The organism is Microcystis sp. M_OC_Ca_00000000_C217Col (assembly GCF_007095585.1).
Lineage (GTDB): Bacteria > Cyanobacteriota > Cyanobacteriia > Cyanobacteriales > Microcystaceae > Microcystis > Microcystis panniformis.
This window is the reverse complement of sequence record NZ_SFBV01000276.1, coordinates 26,695-41,808: the sequence shown is the minus strand read 5'-3', so window position 1 is coordinate 41,808 and position 15,114 is coordinate 26,695. Positions and strand designations below refer to the sequence as shown.

Sequence of the window (15,114 nt, the reverse complement as noted above, 5' to 3'; positions counted from 1 at the left end):
TTAAGATTTACCAGCTTTAGTCAGAATTTTATCGAACAAGCCTCCATCATCAAAAAATTGCTTTTGTACCTGATCCCAACCGCCTAAATCCTGCACGGTAAAGAGATTTTTTATCTGAGGAAATTTACTCTCAAACTCTTTAACTATAGTCGGTTCAACGGGACGAAAACCAACTTTAGCAAATTCTCTTTGTGCCTCTGGGGTAAATAAAAACTGCACAAAAGCTTCGGCCACTTTTCTCGTACCCTTTTTATCCACATTGGCATCAACAACCGCCACGGGATTATCAATAGAAATATTATAATCGGTGGGAACAGTATAAGCTAACTTCTCACCTTTTTGGTTAGCGAGAATCATCTCGTTTTCGTAATTAATTAGCACATTTCCCTGACCTTGTTTAAAAAATACATCACTAGATTCGCGAGCATCTCTAGGTAAAACTGGCGCATTTTTAAACACTTTTTCGACAAAAGTTTCCGCCGCTTGTTCACTGCCTCCCGCTTGCGTCACCGAACCCCAAAGAGCGAGAAAATTCCAGCGCGCTCCGCCGGAAGTCTTGGGATTAGCGGTAATAACTTTAATATTATCCTTGGCTAAATCTGACCATTGATTAATTTTAATATTGGCATCACGAGGAACAAAAGCCACCACAGATTTATGAACAATAGAGTCATTAGGAGCTTCTTTTTCCCAACCGGGTTGAATTAATCCCGCTTGCTCAATTTTCTTGGTATCCAAAGCTAAAGCCAACGCTACCACATCCGCTTCTAAACCATCGATAACGGCGCGAGTTTGGGAACCGGAACCACCATAACTCTGTTCAAAAGTTACTTTTTGCCCCGTTTTTTGTTGCCATTCCTCGACAAATTTGGGAATGATTTTTTCGTAGGCGCTTTGGGTAACAGCATAGGAAACAAGCGTCACAGTCACGGGTTTTTGGCTGTCATTGCCGCTATTGGTGGGGGATGAGGTACAAGATGCCAGCATTCCTCCCGTCAAGACAGTTGCCATGAGTAGGGATAAACAAGACTGGGATGACTGCATCGGCGGCACTCCTAAGCTTTACTCTGAGGTTGTATCTGTTTTCAGGTCTGCTTTAATCTTACAGCACAGGAAATAAAATTTCAATACATTTATAAAACAAATTGGGAATAAGGCGATAACAAGGGAAACTGTGAGAAGATAAAATCATTGCTACATCTAGGTTTGAGACTATGGGCAAGAGCGTCAAGGCCAAAAAAACAACCCTCCTACAACAACTGATTAACCAGAGTTTTCTCTTTCGCGGACTAGAGGAAGCTTGGTTAAGTCAGTATCTCGATGCCGACAATCTCAAGCTAGAGACGCTATTTTCCAATCGTCCCGTCTATACGGCTTTTCTACCCGATGAATTTCTAGATGTTTTGTATGTGATTTTGGATGAGGGTGTAATCGTCGTCCGCAGCACTCCCCTCGACCGGATTATTGCCATTACCTACCCCGGTGGCTGTTTTGGTATGAGGAGTTTACCCTTTAGTTATGGTTTAGCCAGTCGCGCTTTTCCCTGTTTGGTGGAATCCTATAAAACTACCCACGTCCTGAAAATTCCCTTATCGGCACTAGAAAAGATTTACAACGATAACGAAAGTTTTCGTCAACGGTACTGTTTTTTATTTGAATTACAGCAAAAATTCGAGTATCATCTGCTTAATTGCAGTAGCTATCCACCCCAAGCTGTAGCCACTTTACTGAGAGCTTTAATCTATCAAGAAAGAGAATTAGGCAGTCAACCGAGTGCCGAAAATATCTATACTTTTGATTTATCCGTCGATGTGATTGCTCGCGCTTGTCAACTCAATCAACGCACCGTCGAACAGGTATTAAAAGGATTGCAAACCGTGGGATTAATTGCCTCAGAATCGACGGGGGATTTAATTCGGGTACTGGATGCCGAGGGTTTAAAAGAAGTTTACAGTGCCACCAGAGATAAAGTTAATTGGTGGCCCCTAAGATAAGTAGGTTTGGCCCTATTTATTATTGCCATTGACAGCGCTTTAAGGCATCTTCGGCAGCCGCTTTGGTGGCATCCTGTTTCCGTTTACCTTTACCTGTACCGTAGAGAAGGTTATTAACCCGCACTTCAGCAGTAAATTCCCTAGCGTGGGGCGGTCCTGTAACATCAATGATCGCATATTCTGGATTAGAGGCGAAATTAGCCAGCGCCCACTGTTGAAAGAGATTTTTGGCATCGATAAAAGATGGCGATTCCGATTGTTGAGAGACTAAATGAAAGGCAACAGGGATAAAAAGCCCGTGCAGATAGTTTTTAACCGCATTTAACCCCGAATCTAGATAATAAGCCCCAATTATCGCTTCAAAAGTGTCCGCTAATAGGGTAGGATTCGATCGCCCCCGATCTTTAATTGCCCCCTTACCCAAACGCATTAACTCCCCCAGGCCGATTTCAATGCCCAATTGCGCTAATTGTTCTTCTTTGACCAAATTTGACCGCAAACGAGTTAATTCGGCCTCGTTCATGGCGGGATATTTTTGATACAATAGTTCGCCCACCAAAAAAGCCAAAATCGCATCGCCCAAAAATTCTAGGCGCTCGTTATTTTCCGTCAATTCCGACTGTTCATTGACATAGGAACGATGGGTTAAAGCTTGGGTGAGAAGGAGAGCATTTTGAAAAGGAGGCAAACAAGACATTACAGAAATGATCAAGTCAAGAGCATTTCTTATCTTAATCTGACCCCACCCCGAATAGATGAGACGAACGATCCTTTTTTTACGGTTTTTTCCGGCTAGTTTAGGCATAATCTCCCAAATCTTTTCACCAGAAAACCTATCCGCTGCTATTCTTGCCCTAAGTAGGGAGGCACAATTATTTGTAGGATGGGTTAGCGGTAGCGTAACCCATGCGGGCGTTGGGTTTCATGCTTCAACCCAACCTACGTTCATCTGTTTTTTCCGGCTAGTTTAGGCATAATCTCCCAAATCTTCCCACCGGAAAACCTATCCGCTCCCATTCTTGCCCTAGGTATCCTGGGGATGTGTATGGAACAGGCACGCATGGCGGCGGTGGACTTGGCAGAAATTGCCCAATTTCAGCAAAAAATCAGCGATCCTCGCCTCGATCGCTTTTTTATTGTCACAGTTAGTACAATTGTTTTAGAATTATCGGGCTTTTATTTGGCCGTCCTCTGGATAGGATGGGGGGCCTTAATAGTTTTAGTTAGTCAAATTTGGTTTCATTGTTTAGCCAAAATTCAACTGCAGCCAACCACGGAAAAAATTATTGACTATGGCATAGTGCCACGTTTACCCATACTACTCGCCGACTATATGGATGGTCTGGAGTACTTCAATGGCAAACTAATTAGCAACCGCTGCGATGCCTGCGGTGTCTATGATATTTACGATACTAATGGCAATCTCCTGCAAGCAGCTTTCATTACTGCTCCAGCTGCTGCAACTGGTATTGCCTACGATGGTACCGATTTTTACGTCTCAAATGTCTATAACTCATCAATTGGAGTTTATGATGGGGTACTAGGGACACTGAAATCGACTATCAACTTGATTCCCAAGACACCAGGGGACACCTTCTTGATTGAGGCTCTTTCTGTAGATTACCTTCAGCGTCCTGATACAGGGCGTGTTCCTGAGCCAGCTTCCGTCTTAGGCTTACTTGCCATCGGTGTTTTGGGTGCAGGTTCGGCTTTGACGCGCAAATTATTAAAGTAGGAATCTGACTCAGAAATTCGCTACTTAAAAATCGATCACTAAAAGCGATCGCACTCAATCAATGCAGTGCGATCTTTTTGAACGTCAGTCCTCAGCCTTGAGAGACTTTGTACCTCACCAGTCTGAAAATTGTATAATATAGAATCCCGATTACTTTTCATCTGTGGCAGTTCCGTCATGACTAGAGCGACAGAAACAGCGACCCTAACATTATACGAAGAAGATTTTTATCTCTGGCTAAAAACCACGGCAGAACAATTAAAAAAAGGCCAGTTTGCCGAGGTGGATTTAGACAACTTAATTGAGGAGATTGAATCGATGGGGAGAAGTGAAAGACACGCGCTCAAAAGTCTTTTAACTCGTCTCCTAGAACATTTACTCAAATTAACTTACTGGCAATCGGAAAGAGACCGGAATGGCAATCATTGGAATGGAGAAATCAATAATTTTCGGGCAGAAATTCAAGATTTACTGGAGGATAGCCCTAGTTTAAAGCCCTATCTTCGGGAGATTTTTGAGCCATCCTACCATACAGCTTTAGAGGCCGTCCGGAAAAAAATGGGTTTATCCCCTGGCGGTTTACCCAGTCAGATAATTTTTAATCTCGAACAGGTTTTAGATAATCAATGGCTGCCGATCGATTGGGAATAAACTATTGACTATCTAAATCACTCCTTAAATCGCTAAACAGTCATCAGTGAACTGAAAACTCAAATCTGATAACCGATACTAAATCCGTTGAGTATAGGATACTTATGAGGACAGGCACTCATGCAAGAGGCAAAAGGCAAAAGAGGGAATAGATAATCAGTTTTTAATAACTGGATTTAGTATGATAACTGATCACTGATAACTGATAACTGATCACTGATAACTGATCACTGATCACTGATAACTGATCACTGATAACTGATAACTGATAACTGATAACTGATCACTGATAACTGATCACTGATAACTGATCACTGATAACTGATCACTGATAACTGATCACTGATCACTGATAACTGATAACTGATAACTGATAACTGATAACTGATAACTGATAACTGATAACTGATAACTGATAACTGATCTAGTTTTACTCAACCAATTTCTTCAGCAGGGCATCCACTTCCTCCAGGCCGGATTGATTATTTTTCAGCACATAAACCGCTCGCGCTTGCTTAAAAGCTTCCTCCGCCTCTCTTTTTCGTCCCCGCCCCGCGTAGGCCCGACCGAGATTAAGATAGACATCGGCGTTATTGGGGGCAATTTTGGCCAAATCTTGATAGGCGATAATTGCTGCAAGATAATCTTTTCTGGCCAGATGGATGCGACCGATTCCCGCTTGTGCTTCCAACGATTGGGGTTGTAGGAAAACAGCCCGACGATAAAAGGGAAGAGCCTCGTCAAAACGCTCTTGTTTTTCAAGTAAAATCCCTATTTTTAGCTGAATTAAAAAATTTCCGGCACTTTGTCGCTCTATTTCTTTTAAAATTTGGGTTCCGCCATTTAAATCGCCCTGTTTAAGCAAAAGGCTGGCCAGTTGCAATCTTAATTCACTATTGTTAGGGAATCTTTGCAGGGATTTTTGGAGAAAATCGAGGGCTTCGCTGGTTTTATTCTGTTCAATCAAAGCCTTACCCATGATTTCGTGGGCTTGCTGATTATTGGGGTCGAGAGCTAAAACCCATTGGTAAACTTCGCCCGCTTTTGCATAGTTTTTTTGCCGTAATAATACCACCCCTAAACCGAGGTAGTGTTGGACGTTTTTCGGTTCTATTTGGATAGCGTAGTAGTAAGCGGTGGCTGCATTGTCATAATCGCCGATATTAGCCAAACTATAACCGAGAGCATGGAAAAAGTCGGGATTACTCGGATCGAGACTTAAAGCTTTTTGGTATGCTTGGGCGGCGGCGTTATAATCCCCTTGCCGCGTTTGTAAAAAGCCAATCCCAGAGAAAATTTTGGCATTATTGCCATCAAGGGCGGCAGCCCGCTCGTAAATGGCTATAGCTTCCCCATAATTGCCATTTTTGACTAATTGCCGCGCTTGACGCAGTAGTTCGTTAACCTCTGAATCCTTGCTCACGATTGCCCCTGCGGGATTATCGGCGATCGCAATTGAGGGGGAAAAACAGCCCCCCGCGAGAAGACCGACGAGCAAGATTAAACGGGTAAATTGTTCCATCGCTTTACCTTTGTTAACGATTCTTAATTAAATTTTATTGTAAATAGTATTGACAAAAATCAACTATTCTGCATCACCCTTGAACGAGATTATTGCGGGCCTCTTGGGCGACTTGGGCGCTCTTGTCGCCGGTTAACTGGGTCAAAACAGCGATCGCATCTTGCCCCCCTAAGCGGCCTAAAGCTTGAGCGAGACGATAGCGCAGTTGCCAGTCATCATCATTAGCCAAGGGAACGAGTAAAGAGACGGCGCGAGGGTCGCCTAGTTCCCCAAAAGCACTGACGGCGGCCGTTTTTACCAATTCATTATCGGAGTTAAGGGCGATTTCCAGCAGTTCAAAGCCCCGGGGTTCCCCCAATTCGCCCAAAGCGGCCACAATGCTAAATTGAATTAACCAGTCGGAGGATTGTTGATAGACAGCCACCAGATCATCGTAGGCTGCCGTTAATTTTAACCCCCCGATCGCATCGGCCGCGGCCGCTTTCACATCTGCTTCCGGATCATGCAACAAACGATCGCGTAGAATAGTTAAGGCCAGATCAGGATTCTGACGACCGAGGATATCTAACTGACTTACCGCCGAATAACGCACCCTAGCGTTACTATCGTTAATCAAAGGCTGTAACATCTCGAAGGCGATTTCTGGGGCTAAATAACGCAGTTGATTAACTCCCGATAAGCGATCGCCATAATCATTGGAATCGAGCAGCCGTTGCACGGATTCAGGGGAATAATTCATAATTTGATGACACCCTTAACAATTGGACTGGTATTAATTGTCCCATGAATAGTTATCGAATCCTGACTATCTTGATCATCTTTAGTTCCCCGGTTTTTTGGGGCTGTAGTCCCCCCTCTCCTATTAAAAAAGAACCGACGGCTAAGATAATCATTTCTCCTTCTCCCAGTCCGATTATTTCCGCATCAGACATTAAAGCTGCTAATCGTTATCGTCAATTGGGATTACAGTATCGTCAACAGGGAGATTTTGTCAAAAGTATTGAGGCTTTAAAAAAATCGGTACAGTTAAACCCCAATCATCTAGACGGGAGAGTAATTTTAGGTTGGACACAACACCTCGCTAAACAACCTTTAGCGGCACAAACAACCCTAGAGGAAACGATTAAAATTGCTCCCGATCATGTGGCTGCTTATAATGCTTTAGGAATTGTTTATCTTGTCGGTGGTCATCTTGAAAAAGCCGTAGTCACTCATACTAAAGCCGCTAATTTAAAACCCGATAATGAAATCGCCTACTATAATTTATCCCTCGCCTATCATCGCCTCAAAGATTTTGATTCAGCTATTAATAACGCTAAAAAAGCAGTTAAATTAGAGCCAAATAATCCCCATCCTCTTGTGGCTTTGGCAATGATTTATTTAGATAAAGGTGATAGTAAAAAAGCGCAGGATACCTATAGAAAGGCTAGGAATTTAGACAGTCGTTATCGACAAAAATGGTTTCTGGCACACCTGAAGGAAGCTGGTTTTAGTCAGGAGCAAATTAAATTAGTCGAAAAGTTACTATCCCAGATTTAAAATTATTATTTCCCCTTAAGATGCCTGTCGATGTCCCAGTTTTAGGAAAATAGTTTCTAAATCTTCGCGGCAAGTATAAAACTCGCTTAAGTTCAGACCAGAAACGACTAAAGATTTCAACAATTCGGCACTATCTTCTAGGGTTCCCGTAAATTTAACCCGGAGAGTATTAGTATTAATAATTCTTTGCCAACTTTCCACAAAAACACATTGCTTAAGAGCGGTTTCTAAGGCTTCTAAATTGCCTAGAGTCGTAATCTGCAAGTATTGACCGGCTAGACGTTGATTTAATTCCTCTAAAGAGGTACTTTCCACTAGATAACCTAATTCCATTATACCCACAGAACTACAAAGTTCCGCTAAATCACTAAGGACATGGGAAGAAATTAAAATAGTCATACCTGCCGATTGTAAGACTTTAATAATCTCACGAAATTGTAGGCGAGCGATCGGGTCTAATCCAGAAACTGGTTCATCGAGAAGTAAAATTAAAGGTTCATGAATAATCGTTCGGGCTAAACTTAAACGTTGTTTCATCCCCCGGGACAAAGTAGCGATCAAATTATGGCTTTTATTGGTTAATTGTACCAGTTCTAGAACCTCATAAATGCGGCGATGACGTTGGGAGCGAGGGATATGATAAAGACGGGCAAAATAATCCAGATAATTCCAGACATTTAGGTCATCGTAGAGGGGAAAATTATCGGGTAGATAACCTAAATTTCTTTTCAGACGGGGATTACTCTCATCTCTTAAAAGACGTTCTCCGTGCAGATATATTTCTCCCGTTGTCGGTTCTTCCGCTGCCGCTAACATCCTAATTAAAGTGGTTTTTCCCGCTCCATTTGGACCGATTAACCCGTAAACTTCCCCCGCTTCAATCTGTAAATCCACTTGATTAACAGCCCCATGGCGGTCAAATTGTTTGGTTAAACCAACGGTAGCAATGGCTAATTCGGGTGTGTTCATAAAGTTTTAGTAGTGGGATTGCTGACAAACTGGCCACCACATTCTTAACATTAACGTTTGGGTTTCCCCTTATCAATAGAACCATTCTTGATGGTATGGTGAGAACCACAACTAGGACAAGGCAATACAGGCGCAGAGGTGATTTTGTTCTGTGTTACACTGATATTTGAGTAAGTCGGACACGAACCACAAAAAGATATTGATCAGAAAACTCATCATCAAGCTAGAGGTTTAAAGTCTGATGTGAGCCGATTATAGCAATTTCCATAGTTGTGAGGTACAGAGTCTTAGGTTTTGAGGAGTCAGGAGTCAGGAGTCAGGAGATAGGAGATTATTTTATTTATTCTCCCTACACCCTACACCCCACACCCCACACCCTACACCCCACACCCCACACCCCACACCCCACACCCTACACCCTACACCCTACACCCTACACCCTGCCCCCAGGAAAAACTTTTTCAGCAAACCCTAATTATCTGATGATTGCTGGATTTAATACCATGTATAGACGAGAATTACTGCAATTTATTGGCTCTCACGCTCTTTTTGGGGCTATTAATCCAGAATTTACTTGGAATTATCAAAATATTGACCATTGGGGCGAATTATCAAGGAATTATCGTCTCTGCACCACGGGAAAGCAACAAACACCGATCGATCTGAGTATAGTGACTGAAAAAGAGCTATACCACCCCACTTTTAATTATCGTCCTGTACCCCTAAAAATTCGCCATAACGGTCGTACAATCTTGGTTCAGACCGAAAAAGGTGGAAATATGAGGTTTCACGGCGAAAACTGGGATTTATTGCAGTTTCATTTTCATCACCCCAGCGAACATCAGATTAAAGGTCAGTCTTTCCCTCTAGAAATTCATTTAGTGCATCGAAATGGGAGAGGAAATTTAGCAGTTGTGGGTATCTTAGCCGAAATTGGCGCAAATAATCCCTATTTACAAACCATTTGGGCTTATTTGCCCCAAGAACCTTCTCCTGAAATGATTATCCCCGATACTTGGGTCAATGCCGGGCTTTTACTGCCAGAAAATAGCGATTTTTATGAATATCGGGGGTCTTTGTCCACTCCCCCCTGTAGCGAGGATGTTCTCTGGTTAGTCTGGCAAAATACGATCGAAATTTCTCCCCAACAACTGCAACAATTGGTCGCGATTTTTCCGAGTAATGCGAGGAATATTCAACCCTTAAACGGGCGCTCGATCCTACATTCCTAGCATAAATTGGCGGCATTTTAGCTAATTTAGATAATTTTATTAACTTTTAGACCAACAATGGTAAATAACTCAGGAATGCGCTCAATAACTAAAGCTTCGGTGGCTGTCCAGTCACTTTCCTTAGTGGCTAAAACCCCCAGAACACTCAGAGGAACCTGTAGAAATAGGTGACTTAAGAGGAGAGCGATCGCAGCGATTACTAAACCTAAAAGCCGCCATTGGGGGAGATAGGCGGCCACGGCAGCCGCTAGAGGGGCAAAATTGTAGATTGGCCAAGTGATGAGAATTAAGAGGACGACTCCCAAAAGAGTAAGAAGACGATGGCGAGGACGTTTAAAAAGAGAGAGAATTTTTAACTGTTCGGGGGTGAGTTGACTCGGTTTCAGAGCAACCAACAAAAGACTAAAAATATCAAAAGGTTTTGTCCACTGCATCCAAAAGACGGGTATGATAGCGATCGCTCCTAGAAATAGCCATTCTAGCCAAAGAAAAGGCAAGGGATCGCCCACAGCTAAACCAATCCAAGCGATTTGTAAAAAGATTGGCAAGGCCGCTAACCCCGCCAGATGAATCCACAAAAAAGGTTCTGATTTCATAGAGGGAAGTGGGGAGATGGGGGAGTGGGGGAGCAGGGGAGTGGGGGAGTGGGGGAGTGGGGGAATTATGAATTATGACTGATAACTGATAACTGATAACTGATAACTGATAACTGATAACTGATAACTGATAACTGATAACTGATAACTGATAACTGATAACTGATAACTGACTCCCGACTCCCGACGGTTCAAGTCTAATTAACTGGATAAAGTGCGACGTTTCATGACCATTTCGTAGGCTTCGATAATGTCGCCTTCTTTCCAGTCATTGAATTTAGAAACACCGACACCGCACTCGAAACCGGTAGCTACTTCCCGGGCATCTTCCTTCATCCGTTTGAGGGAATCAAGAACTCCCTGATAAACAATTTCCTTGCCGCGACGCACCCGCAGGAAGCGATTCCGCACCAGTTTACCTGATTGGACATAACAGCCCGCCACGGCCCCACGACCGACGGTGAAGACGGCACGCACTTCGGCAAAACCGAGGTGTTCTTCCACTTCTTCGGGGTCGAGAAGACCTTCCATCGCCCCTTGAATATCATCGAGAAGCTTGTAGATGATATTGTAATCGCGGATATCGACCCCTTCCCGATCGGCGGATGCGCGCGCACCACTGGCAAGGGTGGTATTAAAGCCCACCACCACCGCACCACTAGCGGCGGCCAGATCCACATCGGTTTCGGTGATTTCCCCTGGAGAGGCGAGGAGAACGCGAATCTGCACTTCGTTTTGGGGTAACTGTTTGAGCGCACCGAGGATGGCCTCGACGGAACCTTGCACATCTGCCTTGAGGATGAGATTAAGTTCCTTGAGTTGTCCTTCTTGAGCTTGGATAGAGAGGGTGCTAAGGCTAACGCGACGAGAAGAGAGGGCCTGTTGTAAACGGGTGTTGCGTCGTTCGATCGCCCGTTGATCGGCAATCGCCCGGGCCTCTTTTTCACTTTCATAGACATCGAATTCATCGCCAGCGGCCGGCACATCACTGAGACCGAGGATTTCCACGGCGAAGGAGGGGGTGGCCGCTTCGACTTTTTGACCGCGATCATCGATCATAGCCCGAATTTTGCCGAAAACGGAACCGGCGACGATGCTATCACCGACGCGGAGAGTGCCATTCTGGACGAGCAGGGTAGCCACGGGGCCTTTGGTGCGATCGAGGTTAGCTTCGATGACGGTTCCCTTCGCCAAGCGGTCGGGGTTAGCGACCAATTCCTCCACTTCTGCCACCAAGAGGATCATTTCCAGCAGATTATCGAGATTTTCACCCCGCAGGGCGCTAACGGGAACCATGATCGTCTCACCGCCCCAATCTTCGGCCACCAGTCCCTGTTCGGTCAATTCCTGTTTAATCCGGTCGGGGTTAGCAGAAGGTTTATCGACTTTGTTAATCGCCACCACGATGGGGACTTCGGCGGCCCTGGCGTGACTAATTGCCTCTTTCGTTTGGGGTTGTACACCATCATCGGCGGCCACCACCAGTACCGCTATATCGGTGACTCTCGCCCCACGGGCGCGCATGGCGGTAAAAGCTTCGTGACCGGGGGTATCCAAAAAGACAATCTGTTCCGGTTTGCCGTTATGTTCCACATCGACGTGGTAAGCACCGATGTGCTGGGTGATGCCGCCGGCTTCCCCCTGGGCGACTTTGGTTTTGCGGATCGAGTCGAGGAGGGTGGTTTTGCCGTGGTCAACGTGACCCATAATGGTGACGACGGGGGGACGACGCTGGAGACTTTCCCAGTCGGAGACATCGATCATCTCCGTGGTTTTGATCGCCGCCGACTGGGTGCTGGGGGTTTCCACGGTCATCTCGAAGTCCCTGGCGATCATTTCGATCGTGTCCACGTCGAGAGTTTGGGTGATATTCACCGCCATCCCTTTAAAAAATAGGGTTCTGATGATCTCGGTTTCCGGGACTTTCATCAATTCCGAGAGGTCGCGCACGGTGAGACTGCCGGTGATGATGATGCTTTCTGGGCGTTTTTCCTCTTGGGGTTCTTGGCGCTCGCTTTTCGGACTGCCGGTGTGGGCGGTTGGTTTACTGGGCCGCTTAACTTTGACTGCTGTTGGGGTGCCAGGGGTGGCAGCTTTAGCGCTGGGCGGTTTGGGGGGACGAGCAGTGGAAAGGGTAAAACTGGGGCTATTGATTAACCCGGATAGTTCCGATTCTAGATCATCATCATCTTCAAAGAGAGCTTGGGTGCGGCGTTTGTTTTTGCCAGCAGTTTTGGCAGTTTTGGCCGCTTTTTTCTCTTCTTCTTCTTCCTCTTCCCAGCTAGATTTTTTAGCCATGCGAGGGGGCATGGTCGGTCGTTTGAGTTTTTTGGGCCCGTCTGCTCCGAGCAATCCGGTATCTGTATCGATTTCTGTGCCATCAACACCAGATTTCTTGGTGGTGTCGGTTTCTTCCTCGCCAGTAGCCGAGATTTTAGCGGGCATACCAGGGCGAACCGGGCGCTTCAATTCCACCGTCTCCCGCACTTCTCTAGTTGGTTCCGCCAGTTTCGGGCTTTTTCCGTCGGGTTTGCGGTTGAGGGTCGGTTTTTCTGGTTTAACCAAGCCAGCCCTGCGCTCAGGGCTAGGGGCGTTTTCGCTCTCGCCGCGCTCGCGTTTTTCTCCCCGGGGCCTGTCGTTACCGCCGGGGGCATTTTTAGATCGGGGTTCTGGCCGGCCCGAGGTGCTGCCCGGGCGTGGTTTCGGGGTGAGGGAAGGTCGATTAGGTGGGGCGATTAAGGTGGGGGCTGCTTCTGGCACTAGCGGGGTTTCGGTCGGGGTTTCTTTCACACTGGCGGACTGAGATAGCATCTGTGCAGCAGTGGCGGTAGCTCCATTTTTCTGCTCGGTGGGGGGAGTTTTTTCGGCCGCACCGTCGCGCCCTGGGGGAGCAACGAGGGGTTTAACTGGGGGACGGGGAGGACTGATTAAAGTCGGTTTAGCTGAGGACCCGGCAGGCCCGGGATAGATTTCCCCTTCTTCGCCAGTTTCGGGGCGGTTGTGTTTATGCAGGGCTAAAATCTTTTGTTTTTTTTCTTCGGCAGGACTAGCCGATTCTCGCTGACCCGTGCTATTTTTACTGGTACTCGAGGCCAATCCCTTCGCAGCGATTGCTTTGATGCGTTGGGCATCCTCTTCGCTGATCGTGCTACTGTGGCTCTTGTACTCGATGTTCAACTGGTCACAGATGTCCAAAATGTCTTTGTTGTCTAGATTCAATTCTTTTGATAAATCGTAAATTCTGACTTTCGCGTTACTCATCCATTATCCCCCGGCTAAAGTGTTAGTGATCCTATAAGTTGGCTGATTTTTTGATCCTGTCAGGACTGCCCCCTTTCCATGCTAACGATTTTGTGGCTATGATCGTCAATTTTAATCCTGATTTGAACGACCTTGCTTGGCAGTCCCGAGGCGCTCTTGCAAGGATTCATAGAGCGTTTCGGGAATATTGGCTTTTAGGGCCCGTCCGAGACGATTTTTTTGCCGGGCTAATTGCAGGCAGTTAGGTTGCGGACAGATATAGGCAGCTCTTCCCATTCCTTGATCTAATTGTATCTGTCCGGACGGGTGTAGTCGGACAATTCGCCAAAAGGATTCTTTCGGGGCGAAGAGACGGCAGCTAATACAGCGTCGATAATTGACGAAGGGGTTCATTCTTGGTCTAAATCCTGCGCTTCTGGGTCGGTTTCATCGTTTTTTACCTCTTGTTCGCCTTTATAGAGGACTATATCCTTAATATCGATTTTCCAGCCCGTCAGACGGGCGGCTAGACGCACGTTCTGCCCTTCTTTGCCAATCGCTAAACTTAATTGATCCTGTGCCACCAGTACCAATGCTTGTCTTTCTTCGGCATTAGTGAACAAAACTTGGTCGATACGGGCGGGACTAAGGGCATTGGCGATGTAGGTGGCGGGATCTGGAGACCAGCGAATCACGTCGATTTTTTCCCCCCGCAATTCGTTAACCACGGCTTGAATCCGGGAACCTCTAGCCCCAATACAAGCCCCAACCGGATCCACGTCTCTCTCTAAGGTATCGACGGCGATTTTTGTCCGCGAACCAACGTGACGGGAGGGGGGATTGGCTTCCCGGGCGACGGCGACAATACGCACGATTTCCTCTTCGATTTCGGGAACTTCGTTGGCGAACATATATACTACCAAGCCCGCCGCCGCTCTGGAAACAATTAATTGCGGGCCGCGGTGAGAACCTTCTAGGACTTTTTTGAGCAGAACTTTAAAGGTGGCGTTGGCGCGATAGTTATCGTTGGGCAGCTGTTCCCGTTTGGGTAGTTCTGCTTCCACTTCTGGTTGACCGTAGGTACTTTGTACCATGACAATAGCGGCCTGTCTTTCAAAACGGACGACTCGGGCCTGTAAAACCGTTCCTTCCAGATCTTGGAACTCCTCTTGAATCATTTTGCGTTGGTTATCCCGCAGTTTTTGCAGTAAAACCTGTTTAGTTTGAATTGCCGCCATGCGACCAAATTCTCTTTGGTCGGGGGTGACATCAAGAACTACTTCATCCCCTAATTGGGCCTCATCGGCCACTTCTTGCACTTCTTTGAGACCGATGTGATGGTCGGGATTGGTCACTTCTTCCACAATAGTTTTAGTCGAAAGGATGCGAAACCCTTCTTCTTCTACGTCTAATTCCACATCAAAGTTATTGAAATAATCTTCATGAAATTGAGCGGCTTTTTCTAAACTTTGGGCGCGTCGATAACGTTCATACCCCTTGAGAAGTGCTTCACGCAAGGCTTCCTGTACGGCATTTTTGGGCAGATTATGTCGTTGGCTAATTTCTTCGAGCATTATTTTTAAACCAGGCAAATTAACAGTAGCCATAATTATTTTTTCTCCTTACTTTTGAGTCA

The 15,114-nt window shown here is 45.9% G+C and carries 15 protein-coding genes and 2 pseudogenes; 6 read left to right on the top strand and 11 right to left on the bottom strand.

The genetic code is table 11. The features are described from left to right. Positions 1 to 1,044, bottom strand: a complete 1,044-nt coding sequence (locus EWV66_RS17550; RefSeq protein WP_052277240.1) for a sulfate ABC transporter substrate-binding protein — start codon at positions 1,042 to 1,044, stop codon at positions 1 to 3. A 170-nt stretch (positions 1,045 to 1,214) separates the two neighbouring features. Here EWV66_RS17550 and EWV66_RS17545 point away from each other — a divergent pair, with 170 nt between their 5' ends. Further along, the gene (locus EWV66_RS17545; RefSeq protein WP_002789377.1) at positions 1,215 to 1,994 is read left to right on the top strand and encodes a Crp/Fnr family transcriptional regulator; all 780 of its coding nucleotides are present in this window, start codon (positions 1,215 to 1,217) and stop codon (positions 1,992 to 1,994) included. A 19-nt stretch (positions 1,995 to 2,013) separates the two neighbouring features. Here the strand turns inward: EWV66_RS17545 and rnc are convergent, their stop codons facing one another. Then, positions 2,014 to 2,691, bottom strand: a complete 678-nt coding sequence (gene rnc, locus EWV66_RS17540; RefSeq protein WP_287107414.1) for a ribonuclease III — start codon at positions 2,689 to 2,691, stop codon at positions 2,014 to 2,016. A 342-nt stretch (positions 2,692 to 3,033) separates the two neighbouring features. Here rnc and EWV66_RS24215 point away from each other — a divergent pair. From EWV66_RS24215 to EWV66_RS17530, 3 genes and pseudogenes are all read left to right on the top strand, one after another. After that, a pseudogene (locus EWV66_RS24215) lies at positions 3,034 to 3,324 on the top strand (PEP-CTERM sorting domain-containing protein); the annotation flags it as partial. Between the two features lie 3 nt (positions 3,325 to 3,327). Then, positions 3,328 to 3,729 (top strand): PEP-CTERM sorting domain-containing protein, encoded by a 402-nt coding sequence (locus EWV66_RS24475; protein ID WP_308417983.1) that lies wholly within the window; start codon positions 3,328 to 3,330, stop codon positions 3,727 to 3,729. Positions 3,730 to 3,906: 177 nt separating this feature from the next. After that, entirely contained in the window at positions 3,907 to 4,380 is a 474-nt protein-coding gene (locus tag EWV66_RS17530; RefSeq protein WP_043999281.1) for a DUF29 domain-containing protein, read from the top strand. Between the two features lie 430 nt (positions 4,381 to 4,810). On the opposite strand, the gene EWV66_RS17525 is transcribed toward EWV66_RS17530, so the two are convergent. Next, the gene (locus EWV66_RS17525; protein ID WP_287107386.1) at positions 4,811 to 5,902 is read right to left on the bottom strand and encodes a tetratricopeptide repeat protein; all 1,092 of its coding nucleotides are present in this window, start codon (positions 5,900 to 5,902) and stop codon (positions 4,811 to 4,813) included. Positions 5,903 to 5,975: 73 nt separating this feature from the next. After that, a complete protein-coding gene (gene nblB, locus EWV66_RS17520; RefSeq protein ID WP_052277238.1) occupies positions 5,976 to 6,641 on the bottom strand; it encodes a phycobilisome degradation protein NblB in 666 nt (221 codons plus the stop codon). Between the two features lie 44 nt (positions 6,642 to 6,685). On the opposite strand from nblB, the gene EWV66_RS17515 reads away from it, so the two are divergent. Beyond that, positions 6,686 to 7,441, top strand: coding sequence for a tetratricopeptide repeat protein (locus EWV66_RS17515; RefSeq protein ID WP_052277237.1), 756 nt, complete (start codon positions 6,686 to 6,688; stop codon positions 7,439 to 7,441). 15 nt (positions 7,442 to 7,456) lie between these two features. Here the strand turns inward: EWV66_RS17515 and EWV66_RS17510 are convergent, their stop codons facing one another. Beyond that, on the bottom strand, positions 7,457 to 8,410 hold the full coding sequence (locus EWV66_RS17510; protein WP_052277236.1) for an ABC transporter ATP-binding protein: 954 nt from the start codon (positions 8,408 to 8,410) through the stop codon (positions 7,457 to 7,459). 53 nt (positions 8,411 to 8,463) lie between these two features. Continuing rightward, positions 8,464 to 8,626: pseudogene (locus tag EWV66_RS17505) on the bottom strand (ISNCY family transposase); the annotation flags it as partial. Positions 8,627 to 8,913: 287 nt separating this feature from the next. On the opposite strand from EWV66_RS17505, the gene EWV66_RS17500 reads away from it, so the two are divergent. After that, complete coding sequence (locus EWV66_RS17500) at positions 8,914 to 9,642, top strand: carbonic anhydrase (RefSeq protein WP_287107413.1); 729 nt, start codon at positions 8,914 to 8,916, stop codon at positions 9,640 to 9,642. Positions 9,643 to 9,668: 26 nt separating this feature from the next. Here the strand turns inward: EWV66_RS17500 and EWV66_RS17495 are convergent, their stop codons facing one another. The 5 genes from EWV66_RS17495 to nusA all read right to left on the bottom strand — a co-directional run bounded on the left by EWV66_RS17495 (position 9,669) and on the right by nusA (position 15,085). Beyond that, positions 9,669 to 10,238 carry a low-complexity tail membrane protein gene (locus tag EWV66_RS17495; RefSeq protein WP_004159551.1) on the bottom strand — a complete coding sequence of 190 codons (570 nt, stop codon included), beginning with the start codon at positions 10,236 to 10,238 and terminating at the stop codon, positions 9,669 to 9,671. A gap of 72 nt (positions 10,239 to 10,310) precedes the next feature. After that, positions 10,311 to 10,433, bottom strand: coding sequence for a hypothetical protein (locus EWV66_RS17490; RefSeq protein ID WP_287107382.1), 123 nt, complete (start codon positions 10,431 to 10,433; stop codon positions 10,311 to 10,313). Between the two features lie 6 nt (positions 10,434 to 10,439). Beyond that, positions 10,440 to 13,499: a translation initiation factor IF-2 gene (infB, locus tag EWV66_RS17485; protein WP_052277235.1), complete on the bottom strand. Its 3,060-nt coding sequence runs from the start codon at positions 13,497 to 13,499 to the stop codon at positions 10,440 to 10,442. Between the two features lie 111 nt (positions 13,500 to 13,610). Then, positions 13,611 to 13,892, bottom strand: coding sequence for a YlxR family protein (locus tag EWV66_RS17480; RefSeq protein WP_002768359.1), 282 nt, complete (start codon positions 13,890 to 13,892; stop codon positions 13,611 to 13,613). Beyond that, a complete protein-coding gene (gene nusA, locus EWV66_RS17475; protein WP_287107380.1) occupies positions 13,889 to 15,085 on the bottom strand; it encodes a transcription termination factor NusA in 1,197 nt (398 codons plus the stop codon). Before nusA ends, EWV66_RS17480 begins: the two co-directional genes overlap by 4 nt. Positions 15,086 to 15,114: the final 29 nt, after the last annotated feature.

Coding starts and splice junctions, on each gene's coding strand:
- EWV66_RS17545 (WP_002789377.1), top strand. CDS start 1,215: ATGGGCAAGAGCGTCAAGGCCAAAAAAACAACCCTCCTACAACAACTG.
- rnc (WP_287107414.1), bottom strand. CDS start 2,691: ATGTCTTGTTTGCCTCCTTTTCAAAATGCTCTCCTTCTCACCCAAGCT.
- EWV66_RS17550 (WP_052277240.1), bottom strand. CDS start 1,044: ATGCAGTCATCCCAGTCTTGTTTATCCCTACTCATGGCAACTGTCTTG.
- infB (WP_052277235.1), bottom strand. CDS start 13,499: ATGAGTAACGCGAAAGTCAGAATTTACGATTTATCAAAAGAATTGAAT.
- EWV66_RS17530 (WP_043999281.1), top strand. CDS start 3,907: ATGACTAGAGCGACAGAAACAGCGACCCTAACATTATACGAAGAAGAT.
- EWV66_RS17510 (WP_052277236.1), bottom strand. CDS start 8,410: ATGAACACACCCGAATTAGCCATTGCTACCGTTGGTTTAACCAAACAA.
- EWV66_RS17525 (WP_287107386.1), bottom strand. CDS start 5,902: ATGGAACAATTTACCCGTTTAATCTTGCTCGTCGGTCTTCTCGCGGGG.
- EWV66_RS24475 (WP_308417983.1), top strand. CDS start 3,328: ATGGATGGTCTGGAGTACTTCAATGGCAAACTAATTAGCAACCGCTGC.
- EWV66_RS17480 (WP_002768359.1), bottom strand. CDS start 13,892: ATGAACCCCTTCGTCAATTATCGACGCTGTATTAGCTGCCGTCTCTTC.
- nusA (WP_287107380.1), bottom strand. CDS start 15,085: ATGGCTACTGTTAATTTGCCTGGTTTAAAAATAATGCTCGAAGAAATT.
- EWV66_RS17515 (WP_052277237.1), top strand. CDS start 6,686: ATGAATAGTTATCGAATCCTGACTATCTTGATCATCTTTAGTTCCCCG.
- EWV66_RS17500 (WP_287107413.1), top strand. CDS start 8,914: ATGTATAGACGAGAATTACTGCAATTTATTGGCTCTCACGCTCTTTTT.
- EWV66_RS17495 (WP_004159551.1), bottom strand. CDS start 10,238: ATGAAATCAGAACCTTTTTTGTGGATTCATCTGGCGGGGTTAGCGGCC.
- nblB (WP_052277238.1), bottom strand. CDS start 6,641: ATGAATTATTCCCCTGAATCCGTGCAACGGCTGCTCGATTCCAATGAT.